The 18,443-nt window shown below is 61.3% G+C and carries 19 protein-coding genes; 7 read left to right on the top strand and 12 right to left on the bottom strand.

What is annotated here, in order from left to right; genetic code table 11:
* Positions 1-213: 213 nt before the first annotated feature.
* The 7 genes from carB to ABGT73_RS07415 all read right to left on the bottom strand — a co-directional run bounded on the left by carB (position 214) and on the right by ABGT73_RS07415 (position 9,013).
* Positions 214-3,450, bottom strand: a complete 3,237-nt coding sequence (carB, locus tag ABGT73_RS07385; protein ID WP_346669154.1) for a carbamoyl-phosphate synthase large subunit — start codon at positions 3,448-3,450, stop codon at positions 214-216.
* Positions 3,443-4,573: a glutamine-hydrolyzing carbamoyl-phosphate synthase small subunit gene (carA, locus tag ABGT73_RS07390; RefSeq protein ID WP_346669155.1), complete on the bottom strand. Its 1,131-nt coding sequence runs from the start codon at positions 4,571-4,573 to the stop codon at positions 3,443-3,445. The genes carB and carA overlap by 8 nt, the downstream gene beginning before the upstream one ends.
* 22 nt (positions 4,574-4,595) lie before the next feature.
* The gene (gene pyrE, locus ABGT73_RS07395) at positions 4,596-5,192 is read right to left on the bottom strand and encodes an orotate phosphoribosyltransferase (protein WP_346669156.1); all 597 of its coding nucleotides are present in this window, start codon (positions 5,190-5,192) and stop codon (positions 4,596-4,598) included.
* 83 nt (positions 5,193-5,275) lie between these two features.
* Positions 5,276-6,184, bottom strand: coding sequence for a dihydroorotate dehydrogenase (locus ABGT73_RS07400; RefSeq protein ID WP_346669157.1), 909 nt, complete (start codon positions 6,182-6,184; stop codon positions 5,276-5,278).
* A complete protein-coding gene (locus tag ABGT73_RS07405) occupies positions 6,184-6,954 on the bottom strand; it encodes a dihydroorotate dehydrogenase electron transfer subunit (protein ID WP_346669158.1) in 771 nt (256 codons plus the stop codon). Before ABGT73_RS07405 ends, ABGT73_RS07400 begins: the two co-directional genes overlap by 1 nt.
* Positions 6,935-7,795, bottom strand: a complete 861-nt coding sequence (gene pyrF / locus ABGT73_RS07410) for an orotidine-5'-phosphate decarboxylase (protein WP_346669159.1) — start codon at positions 7,793-7,795, stop codon at positions 6,935-6,937. The genes ABGT73_RS07405 and pyrF overlap by 20 nt, the downstream gene beginning before the upstream one ends.
* Before the next feature lie 27 nt (positions 7,796-7,822).
* The gene (locus ABGT73_RS07415) at positions 7,823-9,013 is read right to left on the bottom strand and encodes a dihydroorotase (protein ID WP_346669160.1); all 1,191 of its coding nucleotides are present in this window, start codon (positions 9,011-9,013) and stop codon (positions 7,823-7,825) included.
* Positions 9,014-9,400: 387 nt separating this feature from the next.
* On the opposite strand from ABGT73_RS07415, the gene epsC reads away from it, so the two are divergent.
* Positions 9,401-10,072, top strand: a complete 672-nt coding sequence (gene epsC / locus ABGT73_RS07420) for a serine O-acetyltransferase EpsC (protein WP_346669161.1) — start codon at positions 9,401-9,403, stop codon at positions 10,070-10,072.
* Positions 10,073-10,222: 150 nt separating this feature from the next.
* Here epsC and ABGT73_RS07425 read toward each other — a convergent pair whose 3' ends face one another.
* Entirely contained in the window at positions 10,223-11,095 is an 873-nt protein-coding gene (locus ABGT73_RS07425; RefSeq protein ID WP_346669162.1) for a YitT family protein, read from the bottom strand.
* A gap of 65 nt (positions 11,096-11,160) precedes the next feature.
* Positions 11,161-12,303 carry a hypothetical protein gene (locus tag ABGT73_RS07430; protein ID WP_346669163.1) on the bottom strand — a complete coding sequence of 381 codons (1,143 nt, stop codon included), beginning with the start codon at positions 12,301-12,303 and terminating at the stop codon, positions 11,161-11,163.
* A 139-nt stretch (positions 12,304-12,442) separates the two neighbouring features.
* Between ABGT73_RS07430 and ABGT73_RS07435 the strand changes: the two genes are divergently transcribed.
* The 5 genes from ABGT73_RS07435 to ABGT73_RS07455 are packed head-to-tail and all read left to right on the top strand — an operon-like array spanning position 12,443 to position 15,526.
* Positions 12,443-13,144, top strand: a complete 702-nt coding sequence (locus ABGT73_RS07435; protein WP_346669164.1) for a uracil-DNA glycosylase — start codon at positions 12,443-12,445, stop codon at positions 13,142-13,144.
* Between the two features lie 35 nt (positions 13,145-13,179).
* Complete coding sequence (locus ABGT73_RS07440; RefSeq protein WP_346669165.1) at positions 13,180-13,590, top strand: peptide deformylase; 411 nt, start codon at positions 13,180-13,182, stop codon at positions 13,588-13,590.
* Positions 13,591-13,603: 13 nt separating this feature from the next.
* A complete protein-coding gene (locus ABGT73_RS07445) occupies positions 13,604-14,320 on the top strand; it encodes an SDR family oxidoreductase (RefSeq protein ID WP_346669166.1) in 717 nt (238 codons plus the stop codon).
* On the top strand, positions 14,317-14,775 hold the full coding sequence (locus ABGT73_RS07450; RefSeq protein ID WP_346669167.1) for a metallophosphoesterase family protein: 459 nt from the start codon (positions 14,317-14,319) through the stop codon (positions 14,773-14,775). Before ABGT73_RS07445 ends, ABGT73_RS07450 begins: the two co-directional genes overlap by 4 nt.
* 46 nt (positions 14,776-14,821) lie before the next feature.
* Positions 14,822-15,526 carry an alpha/beta hydrolase-fold protein gene (locus ABGT73_RS07455; protein ID WP_346669168.1) on the top strand — a complete coding sequence of 235 codons (705 nt, stop codon included), beginning with the start codon at positions 14,822-14,824 and terminating at the stop codon, positions 15,524-15,526.
* 67 nt (positions 15,527-15,593) lie between these two features.
* Here ABGT73_RS07455 and ABGT73_RS07460 read toward each other — a convergent pair whose 3' ends face one another.
* From ABGT73_RS07460 to ABGT73_RS07470, 3 genes are read right to left on the bottom strand one after another with little or no spacing between them, the layout of a single operon-like run.
* Entirely contained in the window at positions 15,594-16,208 is a 615-nt protein-coding gene (locus ABGT73_RS07460) for a DUF1349 domain-containing protein (protein WP_346669169.1), read from the bottom strand.
* A complete protein-coding gene (locus ABGT73_RS07465) occupies positions 16,198-16,797 on the bottom strand; it encodes a sugar O-acetyltransferase (protein WP_346669170.1) in 600 nt (199 codons plus the stop codon). The genes ABGT73_RS07460 and ABGT73_RS07465 overlap by 11 nt, the downstream gene beginning before the upstream one ends.
* Complete coding sequence (locus tag ABGT73_RS07470) at positions 16,794-17,786, bottom strand: ROK family protein (protein WP_346669171.1); 993 nt, start codon at positions 17,784-17,786, stop codon at positions 16,794-16,796. The genes ABGT73_RS07465 and ABGT73_RS07470 overlap by 4 nt, the downstream gene beginning before the upstream one ends.
* 266 nt (positions 17,787-18,052) lie before the next feature.
* On the opposite strand from ABGT73_RS07470, the gene ABGT73_RS07475 reads away from it, so the two are divergent.
* On the top strand, positions 18,053-18,442 hold the full coding sequence (locus ABGT73_RS07475) for a helix-turn-helix transcriptional regulator (protein WP_346669172.1): 390 nt from the start codon (positions 18,053-18,055) through the stop codon (positions 18,440-18,442).
* Position 18,443: the final 1 nt, after the last annotated feature.

The raw sequence follows: 18,443 nt of genomic DNA on the forward strand, positions 1-18,443 counted from the left end.
ATATTATAGAAAAAATACCGCGCAGAATCAAGCGTTTTTGACCAATTGAGACGGAAATCGGCAAATGGTCTAAAATTCCCCAAATACAGCCGCGCAAATTCCGTCATTCAGCGAATAGACGCTGCTTTTTCTGCCAGCCCGGCGCAAATTTTATCGCAGAATCCACAAAAAATGTGCCCGCACCACACGGTACGGGCACATTTTTTCATAAAATCAATCCTGTTTGGCGTCCTGATGCAGGCGGGCGATATCCACCAGTTCCATCTGGCTGATATCGTGGTCGCCGCGCAGGGCGTCCACCAGCACGCGGGCAGTATCCAGCGCCGTGATGCACGGGATGGACAGCTCGGTGGCCTTGCGGCGGAACTTCACCGAGTCGCGGTGGGGGTCACGGCCATGGGGGCTGGTGGAGATGATGTAATCCACCAGACCGCTTTCCAGCAGGTCGATGACGTTGGGACGGGCGCCGCTCATCTGACGCACCACGCTGCAGGGGACCATCTGGCTGTTGAGATAGCGGGCGGTCTCGGAGGTGCCGTAGATCTTGTAGCCGTAGTCATGCAGCTTCCAGGCCAGCTCGGCGGCTTCCTTCTTGTCGCTGTCCTTCACCGTGATGATGACGCAGGAACCGGGGCCCGGCACCTTGAACTGGTAGCCGGCCGCCACGAGGCCCTTCATCATGGCCTCGTGGAAGGTGGGCGCGATGCCCAGCACTTCGCCGGTGGACTTCATCTCGGGGCCCAGCATGGTGTCCACGCCATGCAGCTTCAGGAAGCTGTAGACCGGCACCTTGACGGCGTAGTAGGGGCTCTTGCCGCCGCGCCACAGGCCGGTGCCGTAGCCCATATCCTTGAGCTTCTCACCCAGCGTGCAGCGCACCGCCAGATCCACCATGGGCACGCCGGTGACCTTGCTGATGTAGGGCACCGTGCGGCTGGAACGGGGGTTCACCTCGATGACGTAGACCTTGCCATCCTGCACGGCGTACTGGACGTTGACCAGGCCCACCACCTTCAGTTCCCGGGCAAAGCGGCCGGTGTAATCCACCAGCGTGTCGATGACCTTCTGGCTGAAGTTGTAGGGCGGGTAGACACAGATGGAGTCGCCGGAATGCACGCCGGTGCGCTCGATCTGCTCCATGACGCCGGGCACCAGGTAGTCGGTGCCGTCGCAGATGGCGTCCACTTCACATTCGGTGCCGTAGATGTATTTGTCCATCAGCACCGGGTGGCTCATATCCACGTGGGCGGTGATGACGCCCATATACTCCACCACGTCGGCGGAGTTGTAGGCCACGATCATGTTCTGGCCGCCCAGCACGTAGGAGGGGCGCATCAGAACCGGGTAGCCCACCTCCTGGGCGGCCTTGAGGGCCTCGTCCAGGGTGTAGACCGTGCGGCCCTCGGGACGGGGAATGCCGCAGCGCTCCAGCAGTTCGTCAAAGCGCTCCCGGTCCTCCGCCTCGTCGATGGCGTCAGCCGGCGTGCCCAAAATGGGCAGACCGATGTCGTCCATATGCTTGGCCAGCTTGATGGCGGTCTGGCCGCCGAACTGCACCAGGCAGCCGTCCGGCTTCTCGGTGGCGATGATATGGTCCACACTCTCGGGGTTCAGAGGGTCGAAGTAGAGGCGGTCGCCGGTGTCGAAGTCGGTGGAAACCGTCTCGGGGTTGTTGTTGACCAGAATGGCCTCGCAGCCGTGCTGTTTCAGCGTCCAGACCGCGTGCACCGAGCAGTAGTCGAACTCGATGCCCTGGCCGATGCGGATGGGGCCGGAACCGAAGACCAGCACCTTTTTCTTCTTGGGGTCGCTGCGCTCGGCGATGAACTGCTCCGCCTCGTTGTCCTCGTCGAAGGTGGAGTAGAAGTAGGGCGTCTTGGCGGCAAACTCCGCCGCGCAGGTATCCACCATCTTGAAGGAAGCCTTGGGAGCTGCCGGCAGCTTGTCCACCTTGGCCAGCCGCTGGATGGTCTTGTCCAGGAAGCCGTACTTCTTGGCCTCCAGGTATTTCTCCCTGGTCAGCTCGCCCCGCTGCAGGCCCATCTCAATGTCGGCCAGGTGCTGCATCTTGTCCAGGAACCACCAGTCGATCTTGGTGATGTTGTAGATTGTCTCGTGGGAGACGCCCCGCTTCAGGGCCTCGTAGACGCAGAAGGCGCGCTCGGAATCCTGCACGTGGAGGTGTTCGATGACTTCCTCGGTGGAGAGCTGCTCAAAGGCGGGCAGCGTCAGGGTGTCCATGCCCAGCTCGATGGAGGACACCGCCTTCATCATGGCGTGCTCGAAGTTGTTGCCGATGGCCATGACCTCGCCGGTGGCCATCATCTGGGTGCCCAGGGATTTGTCGGCGTAGACGAACTTGTCGAAGGGCCACTTGGGGTATTTGACCACCACGTAGTCCAGCGCCGGCTCGAAGCAGGCACAGGTCTCGCCGGTGACATCGTTGGTGATCTCGTCCAGGGTGTAGCCCAGGGCGATCTTGGTGGCCACCTTGGCGATGGGATAGCCGGTGGCCTTGGAGGCCAGCGCCGAGGAACGGGACACACGGGGGTTGACCTCGATGACCGCATATTCGAAGCTGTCCGGCTTGAGGGCGAACTGGCAGTTGCAACCGCCCTCGATGCCCAGCTCGGTGATGATATCCAGCGCCGCAGTGCGCAGCATCTGGTATTCCTTGTCGGAAAGGGTCTGGCTGGGGGCCACGACGATGGAGTCGCCGGTGTGGATGCCCACGGGGTCCAGGTTCTCCATGTTGCAGACGGTGATCACGTTGCCCTTGGAGTCACGCATGACCTCGTATTCGATCTCTTTCCAGCCGGAGATGCACTTCTCCACCAGGATCTGGTGGATGGGCGACAGGCGCAGACCGTTGGTGGCGATCTCATGGAGCTTTTCCCGGTCCTCGCAGATGCCGCCGCCGGTGCCGCCCATGGTGAAGGCGGGACGGACAATGACGGGATAGCCGATGACATCGGCGAAGTCCAGCGCATCGTCCAGGTCTTCCACCACCTTGGAGGGAATGACCGGCTGGTGCAGCTTTTCCATGGTATCCTTGAAGAGCTGCCGGTCCTCGGCGCGGTCGATGGTCTCCGGCTTGCAGGCCAGCAGGCGCACGCCGCTGCGGTCCAGGAAACCGTTGCGGGCCAGCTCCATCGAGAGGTTCAGGCCCATCTGGCCGCCCAGGTTGGGCAGGATGGCATCGGGCTTTTCCTTCTCGATGATGCGCTCGACCACTTCCGCCGTCAGCGGCTCGATGTAGACATGATCGGCGATATCGGGGTCGGTCATGATGGTGGCAGGGTTGGAGTTGACGAGGACCGTCTCCACGCCCTCCGACTTGAGGGCGCGGCAGGCCTGGGTGCCGGAATAGTCAAACTCTGCCGCCTGACCAATGATGATAGGGCCGGATCCGATGACCAGCACCTTTTTGATCCGCGGGTCTTTAGGCATTGTCGGTTACTCCTTTCGCTGCCAGCATGCGGCTGACAAACTCGTCAAACAGGAACTCGGTATCCTTGGGGCCGCCGTTGGCCTCGGGGTGGAACTGCACCGTGAAGCAGTTCCAGCGGAAATAATCCACGCCCTCGCAGGTGCCGTCGTTGGCGTTGCGGTAGCTCACACGGCCCACCTCGGCGGGCAGGGTCTCCCCTTCCACCGCGTAGCCGTGGTTCTGGCTGGTGATGAAGGTGCGGCTGCCGCTGATATGGCTGACCGGCTGGTTGGCGCCGCGATGGCCGTACTTCAGCTTGCAGGTCTTGGCGCCGGCGGCCAGCGCCGTCAGCTGATGGCCCAGGCAGATGCCGAAGGCCGGAATGCCGCTATCCAGCATCTCGCCGATGTTCTTGATGATCTCCACGTTTTCCGCCGGGTCGCCGGGGCCGTTGGACAGCATCAGCCCGTCGGGGTTCAGCGCCTTCAGCTGGGCGGCGGTGGTGTAGCCGGGCAGCACCGTCACACGGCAGCCGCGCTTCTGCAGGCAGCGCACGATGTTGTTCTTGCAGCCCAGGTCCAGCAGCGCCACATGCAGCGGCGTTTCGCCCCAGGCGCCCTGGGCGGTGGGCTCGTAGGTGGTGGCCTGCCGGCAGGTGACGGTCTTGACTGCGTCCACCACGGCGTAGGCCTGGATCTGCGGCATGATCGCCGCCACCTTCTCGGGCTCCGCGTCGGGATCAAACTCGGTGGTGATGGCACCGTTCATGACGCCGCTCTCCCGCAGGGTGCGGGTCAGGCTGCGGGTGTCGATGCCCTCGATGCCGATGATGCCATACTGTTTGAGGAAAGAATCCAGCGTTTCCTCACTGCGGAAGTTGGAGGGCGTCTTGCACGCTTCGCGGACAATGTACCCCTGCGCCCAGACCTTGGTGCTCTCCACATCCTCATGGTTCATGCCATAGTTGCCGATGAGCGGGTAGGTCTGGGTGATGATCTGCCCGTAGTAGCTGGGGTCGGTCAGCGTTTCCTCAAAGCCGACCATACCGGTGGCAAACACCACTTCGCCGATGGTGGTGCCGGGGCAGCCAATGCTCTGCCCGCGGAACACCCGGCCGTTTGCCAGTATCAGATATGCCTGCATATTCTAAACTCCCTGTTTCTTATTAAAGAGTCTGCTTGGCCGCTTCCTTCATCTTGCGGCTGCCCAGATGGACCAGCGGCAGCTTGCCCTCCTTGCAGATGGGGCATTCTTCCGGGGCGTAGTTGGGCAGGTCCAGCTTCAGCGCGCTGGCCACGATGGGAATGGGAGACGGCGCTTCGGCCCGGGTGCGGTCCACCACACAGGCAATGCCCAGGCAGACGCCGCCCGCTTCCTCGATGACGCGCTTGGTTTCCAGGCTGGAAACTCCGGTGGTGACCACGTCCTCCGCGATGATGCAGCGCTCACCCGGATGGATACGGAACCGCTTGAGGGTCATCACGTTGTCCACACGCTCGGTGAAGATGGCCCGCTTGCCCAGCTGGCGGCCCAGCTCGTAGGCGTAGACGATGCCGCCCATGGCGGGGCCCACAACCACATCCACGTTGAGTTCCTTCAGCTTCTCGGCCACCGGCGCCATGACCTCGGCGCAGCGGTCGGGATACTGCTGCAGAAACGCCATCTGGCAGTAGGCGCCGGAATGACGGCCGGACGACAGCAGAAAATGCCCCTCCAGGAAGGCTTCACATTCCTTCAAAACTTCAATTGCTTCTCTCGCCATGATAGGTTCCTCCTGTAGTTTCTCTTCCTTTTATCCTAGCACAGTCTGTATATTATTACAAGATAGATGCATAAAAACTCAAATCAGCTGCGGGCGCAGCCGCGGATCTCGTCCAGGGTCCTGACGCCGTGGGCATCCATCCACTGGCCGATCTCGGCGGTGATGCGCACACAGGCCTGGGGGTCCAGGAAGTTGGCCGTGCCCACCTGCACCGCGGCCGCGCCGGCCATGATGAATTCCAGCGCATCCTTGCCGGTGAGGATGCCGCCCAGCCCCACCACGGGGATCTTGACGGCGCCCACTGCCTGCCAGACCATCCGCAGGGCGATGGGGCGCACCGCCGGGCCGGACAGCCCCGCAAAGGTGTTGTTGAACACCGGGCGACGCTTTTCCAGGTCGATGGCGCAGGCCTGGAAGGTGTTGCACAGGCTGATGCCGTCGGCCCCCGCCGCCTCCACCGCCTTGCACATCTCGGGGATGCTCTCCGCCTGGGGGCTGAGCTTGACCACCAGCGGCACCGTGCAGACCTTGCGCACGGCGCTGACCACCTCGCTGGCATCCTGTGCCCGGATACCGAAGGCGAGCCCGCCCTGCTTCACATTGGGGCAGCTGATGTTCAGTTCCAGCACATCGATGCCGGCGGCGCAGAGCATCTCCACGCCCTCCACATTTTCCTCGATGGTGTGGCCGCCCAGGTTGGCCCAGACGGTGGTGCCGCATTTGCGCATGGCCGGCAGCTCGTTGTCAATGAAATGCTGTACGCCGGGGTTCTGCAGCCCGATGGAATTCATCAGACCGGAGGGCGTCTCGTAGAGGCGCTCGCCCTCGTTGCCGGGCTGGCCGTGGAGGGTCAGCCCCTTGCCGGAGATGCCGCCCAGCACCCGCAGGTCCTCGATGTCGGCGTACTCCGGGCCGAAACCAAAGGTACCGGAAGCGGCGATGACCGGGCCGGCCAAACGCTTGCCGAGAAAATCCACATGCAGGTCTGCCATCAGTCAAACACCTCCTCGGCTTTGAATACCGGTCCGTCCTTGCAGACCGTGCGGGGGCCCACCTTGGTGTGGCAGGTGCAGCCCAGGCAGGCGCCCAGTCCGCAGGCCATCTTCTTTTCCAGGCTGGCCAGGCAGGGCGTGCCCGCCGCCGCGCAGAGTTTGGCAACACCGCGCATCATGACCATGGGGCCGCAGGTGAGCACCACATCGTAGTTGGCGGCGTCCAGCAGGTCGGTGACCAGGCCGTGGTGGCCGTGGGCGCCGGAATCGGTGGCCAGGTGGATGGTGTGGCACCAGGGCACGAAGCTCTCCATGCCGTAGGGCTCATCCCGGAAGCCCACGAACAGGTCGGGGCGCACGCCGGCGCGGCAGAGCTGCTTGCAGAGCAGCAGCAGCGGCGCAGTGCCGATGCCGCCGCCTACCACGGCGATTCTCTGATATTGTCCGGCCAGGGCCGCGGCATCAAACCCGTTGCCGCAGGGGCCGGTGACGGTCACCGTCTGGCCCGGCTGCAGGGCCGCCAGCTTCTGGGTGCCCTCCCCCTTGACCTGATACAGGAAGGTCAGCGCGCCGCTCTGGTTGTCAAAGTCGTGGACGCTGATGGGCCGGGACAGAATGGGGGTGGCGTCGGGCGCCCAGGCCCGGAGCATATAGAACTGACCGGCATGGGGTTCGTGGCGGGGGTCCTGCCACTGCACCACCAGGCGGCGGATGTCCGGCGCCAGGGCTTCCTGGGCCAGCACCTGAAGTTTACAGCTTATTGCACTCACTCTGGATATCCTCCCGCATACGCACGCATTCGTTGTAAGCGGCCTCGTCAAAGGCCACGCCGGGCTGCTTCTTGTAGGCCAGCAGGATGCCGCGGCTGGAATTGACCACGCCGCCGTTGCCCTTGGTCAGGTACTGGGCGATGTCGGCCGCCTTGCCGCCCTGGGCACCGTAGCCGGGGATCAGGAAGAAGGTGTTCTTGTAGGCCGTGCGGATGGCGGTGGCTTCCTCGGTGTAGGTGCCGCCGATGACCAGACCCACGCTGGAATAGCCGTGCTCGCCCATGTAATCCTTGCCCAACTCGGTGAGGCTGTCGCCCACCAGGTCGTAGATGTGGCGGCCGTCGGCCAGTTTCTGGTACTCAAAATCCTTGGCGCCGGGGTTGGAGGTGCGGCAGAGCACAAACACGCCCTTGCCCTGCTCCTTGCAGTAGGGCAGATAGGGGCTGATGGAGTCAAGACCCATGTAGGGGGCCAGCGTGACGATGTCGGCTTCGAAGTCGCCGGTGAAGTGGGCCTTGGCGTACATCTCGGCGGTCTTGGCGATGTCGCCCCGCTTGATGTCGGCAATGACCGGCAGGCCGGTGGCCCGCGCCATCTTCAGCGTCTCGGCGTAGGCGCGCATACCGTCCAGACCCAGGGATTCATAGTAGGCGATCTGCACCTTGTAGCAGCCCGCCACACCCTTGGTGGCGGCAATCAGCGCGCGGTTGAATTCCACCACATTCTCCCCTGCCGTCTTGGCGGTGTCGGTGGTGGGCAGGTAGCTGATCTCGGTGTCCAGACCCACGCAGACAGGGCCGTTGGCCGCGACGCTCTCGTACAGTTTATCCATGTTGGTCATGATGGTTCCCCCGTTCTTTTCTCGTTGTTATTCCTCAATCTGAAAGGTGACCTTGCCGCCCTTGATGGTGGTGATGACCTTGCCGTAGAGATAGGCACCGTCGTAGGGGCAGTTCTTGCTCTTGCTGTGCAGCTCCGAGGCGTCCACCTGGTACATGTGGTCCAGGTCCACCAGCACCACATCGGCGTCGTAGCCGGGCTGCAGCAGACCCTTATGGTCCGCCAGGCCCATCACGGTGGCCGGGCCGGCGCTCATCAGGAAGCTGAGCAGCTCCAGCGGCAGGCACTGTTCCCGGCAGAGCTTGGTGTAGCAGACGCCGAAAGCGGTCTCCAGCCCCACCATGCCGGCGGCGCCCTTTTCCTTCTCCTCCGCGGTGTGGGGGGCGTGGTCGGTGCCGATGCAGGTGACGGTGCCGTCCTTGATGGCCTCGATCAGCGCCGCCACATCATCCACCTTGCGGATGGGCGGGTTGACCTTGTACTGCAGGCGGCTGTCATCGAACCACAGGTGGTGGGGCGTCACTTCGCAGCTGACCCGCGCGCCCCGCATCCGGCTCACCCGGATGGCGTCCACCGCCTCCTTGGTGGAGACGTGGCACATGTGCAGCCGGGTGCCGTAGTACTCGGCCAGGTGGCAGTTGCGCACCGTCTCGATGTTCTCCGCCAGGCGGTAGTCCCAGGGGCTGATGTCGCTGTCCTCCGCGTGGGACATGACCGTCAGGCCCCGCTCGGTGGCCAGGGCAAAGACCCGGGCCATCACCGCGTTGTTCATGACGCCGTGGCCGTCCTCGGTGATGAACCTGATATCGTCGGGCAGAGTGGCCAGGTGATCGATGGTCTTGCCGTCAAAGTCCCTGGTGATGGAAACCGTCTGGTTGGCATCGCACAGACCGATGCGTTTGGCTTCCGCCTCCACCGCGTGGGCGATCTCCGCCGAGGAACACACCGGCTTGGTGTTGGGCATCAGATTTACGAAGGTGTAGCCGCCCGCGGCAGCCGCCGCAGAACCGGTGGCGATGTCTTCCTTGTACTCAAAGCCCGGCGTGCGCCAATGGCAGTGGGTATCGATGAAGGCGGGCAGCACCGTGCGGCCCTTGGCATCCAGCACTTCCTCCCCGTCCGGCACCAGAAGTCCCAGGCCCACGGCGGCAATTTTGCCGTCGCGCAGCCAGAGTTCCACCGGCTTCCCGTTATAGTCTTTTGCGTTGCGGATCAGCATGGCAAGACCTCCTGTTTTTCTTGGCGGCGCCCCACGCGATTCGGCGTGCGGGCAAAAAAAAACTTTTCCCGAAAAAGGGAAAAGTCAAAAAGCAATACCCCGTGCAGTGCCGGGAAAGAACACCCCACCGTAGATTTTGAAGCTGGCAGAACAGCTCATCATACGGCGCACCTCTCCCCTTACACAGATTTTACTTATTGTACCATGCCGGACCGTCAGTGTCAATGCAAAGCGGTCCTTTCCGCATCGAGGGATTTTATGGATTTTTGCGTCAACTTTTGGACATTTTGACAAAAATACACGTCCCTGTCCGGATGATTGCCTTTTACGGCAAAGTGTGCTAGTATTTAGATATGTATCGCTTGGTTTTAGGGAAAGGAAATCATCATGGGTCTTTGGGAAGACGCAAAAAACATCCGGGATAAGGACCCCGCCGCCCGCAACGTGCTGGAGGTCATCATCCTGTACCCCGGTTTTCACGTGCTGGTCACGCACCGCATCGCACATTTTCTCTATCAGAAGAAGCTGTTCTTCATTGCCCGGCTCATCAGCCAGGTCTCCCGCCATCTGACCGGCATCGAGATTCACCCCGGCGCCAAGATCGGCCACAAGCTGTTCATCGACCACGGCATGGGCATCGTCTTCGGCGAAACCACCGAGATCGGCGACAACTGCACCATCTACCACGGCGTGACGCTGGGCGGCACCGGCAAGGATACCGGCAAGCGCCACCCCACGCTGGGCAACAACGTGCTGGTGGGCGCCGGCGCTAAGGTGCTGGGCCCCGTCTACATCGGCGACAACGTCCGTGTGGGCGCCGGCAGCGTGGTCCTGAAGAATCTGCCTGCCAACGCCACCGCCGTGGGCGTACCCGCCGAGGTGGTGCGGGTGGGCAACATCAAGTGCTGCCCCGCCGACGACCTGGACCAGCAGGCCCTGCCCGACATCCTCAACAACCGCATCAACGAGCTGGAGGCGCGCCTGAGCCGGATGGAGGCCAAGCTTCAGGGCGAATACCCGCCCGACAAACCCGCCCCTGCTCCCACTGCCAAACCGTAACCGCCGCACAGGGTTCTGCCCTGTGCTTTTTTTGTGGCAAATTCCCGCCGGGGGCCGTTTGAACCGAACCAGTAAAAACAGACAATAGACAAAATCCCCCTGATGTAGGAAAATGGAAGTACTATGCCGGCTGGCTGCCTCTTTTTTGTTTCAGGAGACTTTCTCGTCGTTTTTGCCCAGTTCCAGGCGGCGGAAGCCTTCGCCCTGCACCTCGTTGGACTGCAGCATGATGATGAAGCAGCCGGGGTCCAGCGTCTGCATGGCGTGCTCGATCTCGTAGAGCTGCTTGTTGGAACAGGCGCAGAGCACCACGTCCTTGGGCTGGCCGCCGTAGCCGCCCCGCCCCTGCAGGATCGTGGAGCCGCGGTCGGCCACCCGGTCGATCTCCTCGCAGGCCGCCTTGCCGTCATCGGTGACGATGAGGGCAAGCATGGAGGAGGAGAAACCGAACATCATCTTGTTGATGACCGCCGCCACAATAAAGTTGAACATCAGACCGTAGATGATGGAATCCACATCCCGGAAGACCACCCCGTTGAGCAGGATGACCGCCAGCGCCGCACCGAAGGTCAGGTTGCCGAAGGGCAGATGGGGCCGCTTGGCCTTGATGGCCATCGTGATGAAATCCATGCCGCCGGTGCTGGAATTCTGCATGTAGATCAGCGCATCGCCGATGCCGCCCACCACGCCGCCGCAGATGGTGGCCAGCAGACGGTTGCCGGTGTACACCGGCATGACCGGCAGCAGGTAGTCGGTGAAGACGGCGAAGAGAATCATGCAGCGCAAACTGCGCAGCAGGAAGGACCGGCCCAGCAGCTTGTAGCTTAAAATGACGATGGGCACATTGATCAGCACGTTGCTCAGGCCCATGGGCAGGCCGAACAGGCGGTACAGGATGGCGGAGATACCGGCGATGCCGGTGACAGGCACCTCCGCCGCCACCGCGAAGCTGTAGATGCCCGCCGCCGAAATGAAACAGCCCAGGATTTCCAGCAGCAGGTTGACGGTCTTGTTCTGGGTCATGGCGTTCCTCCTTTTCCAAGAAAAAGACCGGGGGCATTCCATGATGCTCCCGGCCAAGTTCAGTCTCAGACGTTCTTTTTAATTTTGGAGGCGCTGTAGGTCTTCATGGCGCCTTCGTTCAGTGCGTGGGGCAGCGCGGCGCCGTCCGCGTAGAATTCATTCATCAGTTCTTCGCTCTTCATGGCGGTCAGCAGATCGTACATGCTTGTCAGCTGGGCGATGGTGTAGGTCTTGAACGGATCGATCCGGCGCGCCACCAGCAGCATCGTGCCCAGATCCACCACCGTCCACTGGTTCATGCCCGCCTCGTCCAGCGGGTCGGTGAGGTTGTTGTACTCATCATCCCCGTAGGTGGACAGATCATCCGGCGTATACAGCCGGGAGCTGGCATAATACAGGGCCTGGGTGGCATCCTCCATCGTGGCGCCCATCACTTCCATGGCCTGGGGCACGTAGGTGGAAGCCGCCTCATACAGCGCGCTGCTGGAGGTGGTGGCGCTGTCGGCCTCCTGGCTCAGCTCATCGCGGCACTGTTCCGCCAGCGCCTGCAGCTGGGCCTTCTGGTCGTCGTCCGCCATGGTGTAGGTGTTGTAATCCACCAGCGGGATCTCCACGCTCTCGATGTAGTAGCAGGAGTTATTCACAAAATCGGTGTATTCCTCATCGCTTACCGGCTCGGTACCGTCCGGGCCGTAGACCAGCTGCAGGATCGTGCTGGCCTTCTGGGCATTCGTCAGGTAGCTCGTCAGGCTGGTTTTGCCGATGCCGTTGGCCTCGTAGAGATCCCCGTTGGACTCCCACATGCTGTCCGCATTGTCGGCTACTTCCGAGGTGGCGGCATCTTCCAGCGTGGCACCCAGTTCCGCGAACTTGGTTTCCACCGCCGCGTAATACTCGATGGCCCGCATGGTCAGCTTTTCAATGTACTCCGCACCGGTGGCCGTGACTTCCTCGTCCCCGATGGTGCCGGTGCACTCCGCCTTCAGGACGGCCTTCACGTCGTTGGCGGTCTCCCCGGTGGCGAGATCCGCCAGGCCGGACGCCGTGTTATATGCATTATACTGGGCCAGCAGATACACACCCGCCGGGATTTCCACATCCCCGATGGTGCCCACACTGGACGGCGTGGACAGATTGCAGCCCGCCAGCGTCAGCAGCATGGAACCGGCCATGCCCAGGCTCAGCAGTTTGGTCTTGATCGAACGCATAGAGAATTCTCCCCTTTAATAAACTCTCCTGCGGCACAGTGCCGCAACATAAATGCTATTATACCGCGTTTGACCGCACATTGCAAGCCCTGCCTTCCTGTGGTATACTGGTGAAAATTCTATGGAAGGAAGATCGTTTATGCTGCTGCACGATCAACTGGCACCCCTTAAGGACAGTGACTGGGCTCCCTTTCTCGCCTCCGAGTGCGCCAAGCCCTACTTTCCGGCGCTGGACGCCTTTGTGACCGGGGCTGCTGCTTCCCGCACCGTCTACCCGGCACCGGAAAACATCTTTGCGGCGTTCCGCGCCTGCCCGGCCCGCCAGGTCCGGGTGGTCATCCTCGGCCAGGACCCCTACCATGAGCCCGGCCAGGCCATGGGGCTCTCCTTCTCGGTGCCCGATGACTGCAAGACGCCGCCCAGCCTCAAGAACATCTTCAAGGAACTGGAGGCGGAGTTCGGCCCGGTGCCGGTCCGCCACAACGACCTGACCCCCTGGGCCCGCCAGGGCGTGCTGCTGCTGAACACCGTGCTGACGGTGGAAAGGGGCGCCGCCTTTTCCCACGCGGGCCACGGGTGGGAGACCTTCACCAGGGCGGCCCTTGCCTATCTGACCTCTCTGGACGCCGGGCCGCTGGCCGCCATCCTGTGGGGAAAACCGGCCCAGAAATACGCACCCCTGTTCCGGGCCGCGGCAGCGCAGCGTCCCGTGCTGGTTCTGGAATCCGCCCACCCCAGCCCGCTGTCCGCCTACCGGGGCTTTTTCGGCTCGGCGCCCTTCGGAAAGGTAAACGCCTTTTTGCAGCAGCACGGGGCGCCGCCCATTGTGTGGCAACCCTAACCTACCTTTTATAATAACCGGCAAGGAGAATTTCCATGATTCGTGAAATCTGCAAGGATGTGCTGTTTCTCGGCCGCAAGGCGGAGGCCGCCACCCCCGACGACCTGCCCGTGGCCGCCGACCTGCTGGAGACGCTGGCCTACCACAAGGAGGGCTGCGTGGGGATGGCCGCCAACATGATCGGGGTGAACAAGCGCATCATCGCCTTCGACAACGATGGGCAGTATATGGTCATGTTCAACCCCGAGATTCTGCGCAAATCCGGCCCCTATGACACCGAGGAGGGCTGTCTTTCCCTGACCGGCGTCCGCCCGGTGAAGCGGTGGAAGACCATCAAGGTGCAGTGGCAGAACGAGCAGTTCCAGACCCGCATCAAAAATTTTACCGGCTGGACGGCGGAGATCATCCAGCACGAGATCGATCACTGTGAAGGCATCATCATCTGAGGAGGGAGTTTGTATGTTTACCGGCAAAGTGGCGGTGGTAACGGGCGGCGCCAGAGGCATCGGCAAAGCCATCGCCGATTCGTTCCGAAAGGCAGGCGCCCATGTCTGCGTCATTGACCTGCTGCCCAACGATTATTTTGTGGGCGACCTGGCGGACCAGAGCGTGCTGGAGGCATTCGCCCGCAAGGTGCTGGCGGACTATGGTCATGTAGATTACCTCATCAACAACGCCATGCCGCTGAAGAAGGGCATCGACCAGTGCAGCTACGAGGAGTTCAACTACGCCCTTCGGGTGGGGGTCACGGCGCCCTTTTATCTGGCCAAGCTGTTTGCGCCCCATCTGGCCCCCGGCGCCTCCATCGTGAACATCTCCTCCTCCCGGGACCGAATGAGCCAGCCCCAGACCGAGAGCTACACCGCGGCCAAGGGCGGCATCTCCGCCCTGACCCACGCACTGGCCGTGAGCCTGGCCGGCAAAGCCCGGGTGAATTCCATCTCTCCGGGCTGGATCGACACCGACTATACCGTCTATGAGGGCCCCGACGCCTGCCAGCAGCCCGCCGGGCGTGTGGGCAACCCCATGGACATCGCCAACATGGTGCTCTATCTCTGTTCCGATAAGGCGGGCTTCATCACCGGGGAGAACATCTGCATCGACGGCGGCATGACCCGCCAGATGATCTACCACAACGACTTCGGATGGACGCTGCAGGGAGGCAATGGGGAATGAAAATCGCCATTCTCTCGGACACCCACGGCCTGCTGCGCCCCCGGGTGCTGGAATTTCTGAAAACCGCCGACGTGATCCTGCACGGCGGTGACATCAACCGGCAGTCTATCGTGGACGAGCTGCGGCAGTATGCGCCCCTTTATGTGGTCCGCGGCAACAACGACAAGGAATGGGCCGAAGGTCTGCCCCACCACCTCACCGTGACGCTGGGAGGGCTGCGGTTTTTCATGGTACACAACAAAAAGGAACTGCCCGCCGACCTGGCCGATGTGGACGTGGTGGTGTTCGGGCACTCCCACAAATATCTGCAGGAGGAAAAAGACGGTGTGCTATGGCTCAATCCCGGCTCCTGCGGACCGCGCCGCTTCCACCAGGAGATCACCCTGATGATGGCCGATGTGGAGGACGGCAAGATCACCGTGGAGAAGATCACCATCCCCCATGAGGAATCCTGATGCAGCCGGTCCCGCTGCGTGCCGGGCCGGAAGGGAGGCATGCCTGATGGCACACACATACACGCTCGGTGGCAAAACCGTTACCGTCTTCCCCTGTGAGACGGCCCATGCCCCGGTAGTCTACCTGAACACCTTTGACGAGGAAGGGGCCCGGGTTCTGGCCCGGCTGCAAAGCCTCGGCCCGGTCCCCTGTTCCCTGGTGGCCATCAGCCAGCTGGACTGGAACCGCGATATGGCCCCCTGGGATGCGCCGTCCGCCTTCCGGGGCGGAGATGCCTGCACCGGCGGGGCCGATGCCTATCTGGAGCTGCTCACGGGGACCATTCTGCCCGCCGCCGAGAGGGAACTGAACGGCGCCCCCTGCTGGCGCGGGCTGGCCGGCTATTCCCTGGCCGGGCTGTTCGCCCTCTACGCTCTCTACCACACCGACTGCTTTGCCCGCGCTGCCACCATGTCCGGCTCCCTCTGGTTTCCCGGATTCCGGGACTACGCCCTCTCCCACCCTTTTTGCCGACGGCCGGATTGCGTGTATTTTTCCCTGGGCCGCCGGGAGAGCAAGACCCGCAATCCCCTGCTGAAAACGGTGGGGGAAAACACCGAGGCCCTCTACCGGCACTGCCGTGCCCTGGGCATTCCTTCAATCTTCCGGTATCACCCCGGCAACCACTACGGCCACGCCGTGGAGCGCACCGCCGACGGCATCGCCTGGCTTTTGAACCCTGATGCCGCAGAAGATGCCCCTGCCCTGTAATTTTGTATAGCAAAACCGCCGCAGACAGCCTTTTCTCTGCTGTCTGCGGCGGTTTGTTTTGTTTTTTTCAGAGGTCGCCGTCGGGGGCCTGGCCGTCGTGGGCCAGCCATTTGCATTCGGTCAGCTCCATATTGGTGAAGACCGCCCGGAAGGAGGAATCCTCGGGGCTACAGGCGTAGATGCCGAAACGGATTTCCCTGGTCGCCTCATGAAGGTGCGCAATGCGCATCTGATGGAAGGTAACGCCATCCTCGGAGCATTCGATACAGAAGTCATCCTCCCGGCGGCTCAGCCGGTACCACATGGATTTCACCGTGGCAGGAATCTCGGTGGTGGCCCAGTCGGAATAGCCGTGGTTGGTCACCACGCTGCCCAGGTGCTGGAAGCGCTCGTTCTCATACTCGATGGAACCCTTGAGCCAGTTCTCGCTGTCCAGATACAGCACCACGCCGCACTGGTCAAAGCGGTGGTGGCTCTCGGTGAATTCCGTTTTGACTACGAAGGAGAAGAACTTTTCCTCCGTGCGCATCTGTAAAACAGGGGCGTTGTCGTTGCGGAAATGGTAGTAGGTGCGCTGCCACAGATCGGTGTGGGGTCTGGTGACAATCTCGATGCGCTCCGGCGTGATCGTGCAGGCAGCCGGTTCCCTTGTCCATTGCAGTTTCGTCACATCAAAGGCCATTTTTGTTCCTCCAGTATTTCTTTTTGTCTTCCTCGGTAATCTTGCGCAGCACCCGGCAGGGATTGCCCACCGCCACCACCCCGTCGGGGATATCCCGGTTCACCAGACTGCCCGCACCGATGACGGTATTGCTGCCGATGGTCACACCGGGCAGCACCGTCACCGAGGCGCCGAACCAGACGTTATCCCCCACCGTGATGGGGTAGGCGTATTCCAGCCCCTGGTTGCGCTGTTCGGTATCCAGCGGGTGACCCGCCGTGGAGAATACGCAGTCCGGCGCGATGAAGACGTAATCCCCGAAGGTGACTTTGGCGCCGTCCAGAATCACACAGTTGTGGTTCGTGTAAAAGTGATCACCCACCGTGATGTTGTACCCATAGTCACACCAGAACGGTGCCGTGATGCAGACATGGCTTCCCATTTTGCCCAGAAGCTGCTTCAGGATTTCCTGCTGGCGCTCCCCCTGAGAGGGCGGGATCTGATTCAGGGCAAAACACAAATCTTTGCATTTTGCCCGCACCGCCAGCAGTTCTTCGTCGTAGTTGGCATCATACAACAGGCCCTGCTGCATTTTTTCTTTTTCCGTCACAGAAAGTCCTCCTTTCGGTCCATCGCGACCTCATACATCCCGGCCAGATAGTAGGGCGTTGCGTCGGGAAGATAGGCAAAATCCGGCATGTATTCCGTCGGGATGCATTTTTCACAGGCTGCGCGAATCGTATCCATGTCCTCCGCCCGGATCAGGTCACCGGTAAACAACAGATTGTGGGGGTTCAGAATGGAGATCAGCGCGATGGATGCCCGGGTGATCAGCGGCATGGCCATGGGCCGCTGCATTTTCTGAATCTGCTCGTCTATGCTGATCCCGTAATCCAGGAAACCGACCATACCGGCAAACAGATTGCGTCCCGTCAGGATGGATCCGTTGTAGACGGTCGCCGTTCCGGGCAGGACCCCGGCGGGATAGTTCACCAGTGTGACGATCTTGCCTTCCGTGCTTTCTTTCCGGTAGTAGCCGTACACCTTGTAATACATATCGTTGGCCAGAAATACAGGCCTCCCGCAGCGCTTTTCCAGTTCCGACACCAGCGGTACGCCCTCCAGTTCCGGGATGTCGCTGTGCCGGATCACACCGCCCTCCGCCACGCTGGGCGTTCCCACCACAAGCTGACTGGCATTGGGAAACTGCTCCAGCATCCGGGCCAGACGGGTATAGATGACCTTTTCGTCCAGCAGCGGGTAAGACTGCTTCGTCAGGTCCTTTATCCTCCCCGTTGGGGAGAATACCACGGTGGTGAGCGACTTGACACCGCCGATCAGCTCAAAATACAGGCCGACAAAACACTCATGGTCTTCATTCAGGCGGTAGACCACCGTATTCCGCCCCACCTCATGGAGCTTCTTCTTGGTGCCCAGCACCTCCCCCATTTGCTCCATCTCGTTGAGATAGGTATTGCAGCTGGCAACACTGAGCCCTGTTTTTCTCGCGATCTGCTGCTTGGAAAGTTCCTCCCCCGCCGCCAGCAGCCGACCGATCCGGGCTTTGTTTTGTTTTTTGATGTCCGCAGAATCTTTCATGTGCCATGCTCCGTCTGTTTCCGTTTTGATTATTATAACGGTTATAATAATCAATGTCAAGAAACATCCTCTTCCCTGCCGACCGGCAATCCAAGGGCAAAACCTGCCGTTTTTTCTTTCCGTCACTCCCCAAAAATGTTCGCACCTGTGCGATTCTACCGGGACTCAACCAGCGGTCGAGAGAAAGGAACCAACGGTCGGTTGATTATTTCATCTTCGGTGTGTACAATGAAAACAGCAAATCCAAGGCAAAGGAGCATACAGTCATGAAAAAGTCTCTTGGCCCATTGATCGCTGAAGCCCGCAGGAAAAATGGCATGACCCAGCTGGAACTGGCCGAAAAGATGGGCGTGACAGACAAGGCAGTCTCCAAATGGGAGCGGGATCTTTCCTGCCCCGACGTGAACTCCCTTCCCCAGCTGGCAGAAGTTCTGGGGCTTTCCATCGAAGAACTGCTGCAGGGCAAAAATGAAAAGCAGCCCGCCGACAGTAAAGTCGGCGAACTGCTGGATACAATTCTAAAGGCTATTGCCCTGGCGATGGGAGTGGCTGTCGCGGCACTCTCCGCCCTCGACGCACTGTCTTCCGCGCAGGCATTGCCTCTTTTGGGGTTGGGGCTGGCCAGTCTGGCGGTTTCGTCCTTGCGGAAATCCTGAA

The sequence above is a fragment of the uncultured Subdoligranulum sp. genome (genome assembly GCF_963931595.1).
In the GTDB taxonomy this organism is placed as follows: Bacteria; Bacillota; Clostridia; order Oscillospirales; family Ruminococcaceae; genus Gemmiger.

Excerpts from the sequence above, each read along its gene's own strand:
- carB (WP_346669154.1), bottom strand. The coding sequence starts at position 3,450 with ATGCCTAAAGACCCGCGGATCAAAAAGGTGCTGGTCATCGGATCCGGC.
- carA (WP_346669155.1), bottom strand. The coding sequence starts at position 4,573 with ATGCAGGCATATCTGATACTGGCAAACGGCCGGGTGTTCCGCGGGCAG.
- pyrE (WP_346669156.1), bottom strand. The coding sequence starts at position 5,192 with ATGGCGAGAGAAGCAATTGAAGTTTTGAAGGAATGTGAAGCCTTCCTG.
- ABGT73_RS07400 (WP_346669157.1), bottom strand. The coding sequence starts at position 6,184 with ATGGCAGACCTGCATGTGGATTTTCTCGGCAAGCGTTTGGCCGGCCCG.
- pyrF (WP_346669159.1), bottom strand. The coding sequence starts at position 7,795 with ATGACCAACATGGATAAACTGTACGAGAGCGTCGCGGCCAACGGCCCT.
- ABGT73_RS07415 (WP_346669160.1), bottom strand. The coding sequence starts at position 9,013 with ATGCTGATCCGCAACGCAAAAGACTATAACGGGAAGCCGGTGGAACTC.
- epsC (WP_346669161.1), top strand. The coding sequence starts at position 9,401 with ATGGGTCTTTGGGAAGACGCAAAAAACATCCGGGATAAGGACCCCGCC.
- ABGT73_RS07425 (WP_346669162.1), bottom strand. The coding sequence starts at position 11,095 with ATGACCCAGAACAAGACCGTCAACCTGCTGCTGGAAATCCTGGGCTGT.
- ABGT73_RS07430 (WP_346669163.1), bottom strand. The coding sequence starts at position 12,303 with ATGCGTTCGATCAAGACCAAACTGCTGAGCCTGGGCATGGCCGGTTCC.
- ABGT73_RS07435 (WP_346669164.1), top strand. The coding sequence starts at position 12,443 with ATGCTGCTGCACGATCAACTGGCACCCCTTAAGGACAGTGACTGGGCT.
- ABGT73_RS07440 (WP_346669165.1), top strand. The coding sequence starts at position 13,180 with ATGATTCGTGAAATCTGCAAGGATGTGCTGTTTCTCGGCCGCAAGGCG.
- ABGT73_RS07445 (WP_346669166.1), top strand. The coding sequence starts at position 13,604 with ATGTTTACCGGCAAAGTGGCGGTGGTAACGGGCGGCGCCAGAGGCATC.
- ABGT73_RS07450 (WP_346669167.1), top strand. The coding sequence starts at position 14,317 with ATGAAAATCGCCATTCTCTCGGACACCCACGGCCTGCTGCGCCCCCGG.
- ABGT73_RS07455 (WP_346669168.1), top strand. The coding sequence starts at position 14,822 with ATGGCACACACATACACGCTCGGTGGCAAAACCGTTACCGTCTTCCCC.
- ABGT73_RS07460 (WP_346669169.1), bottom strand. The coding sequence starts at position 16,208 with ATGGCCTTTGATGTGACGAAACTGCAATGGACAAGGGAACCGGCTGCC.
- ABGT73_RS07470 (WP_346669171.1), bottom strand. The coding sequence starts at position 17,786 with ATGAAAGATTCTGCGGACATCAAAAAACAAAACAAAGCCCGGATCGGT.
- ABGT73_RS07475 (WP_346669172.1), top strand. The coding sequence starts at position 18,053 with ATGAAAAAGTCTCTTGGCCCATTGATCGCTGAAGCCCGCAGGAAAAAT.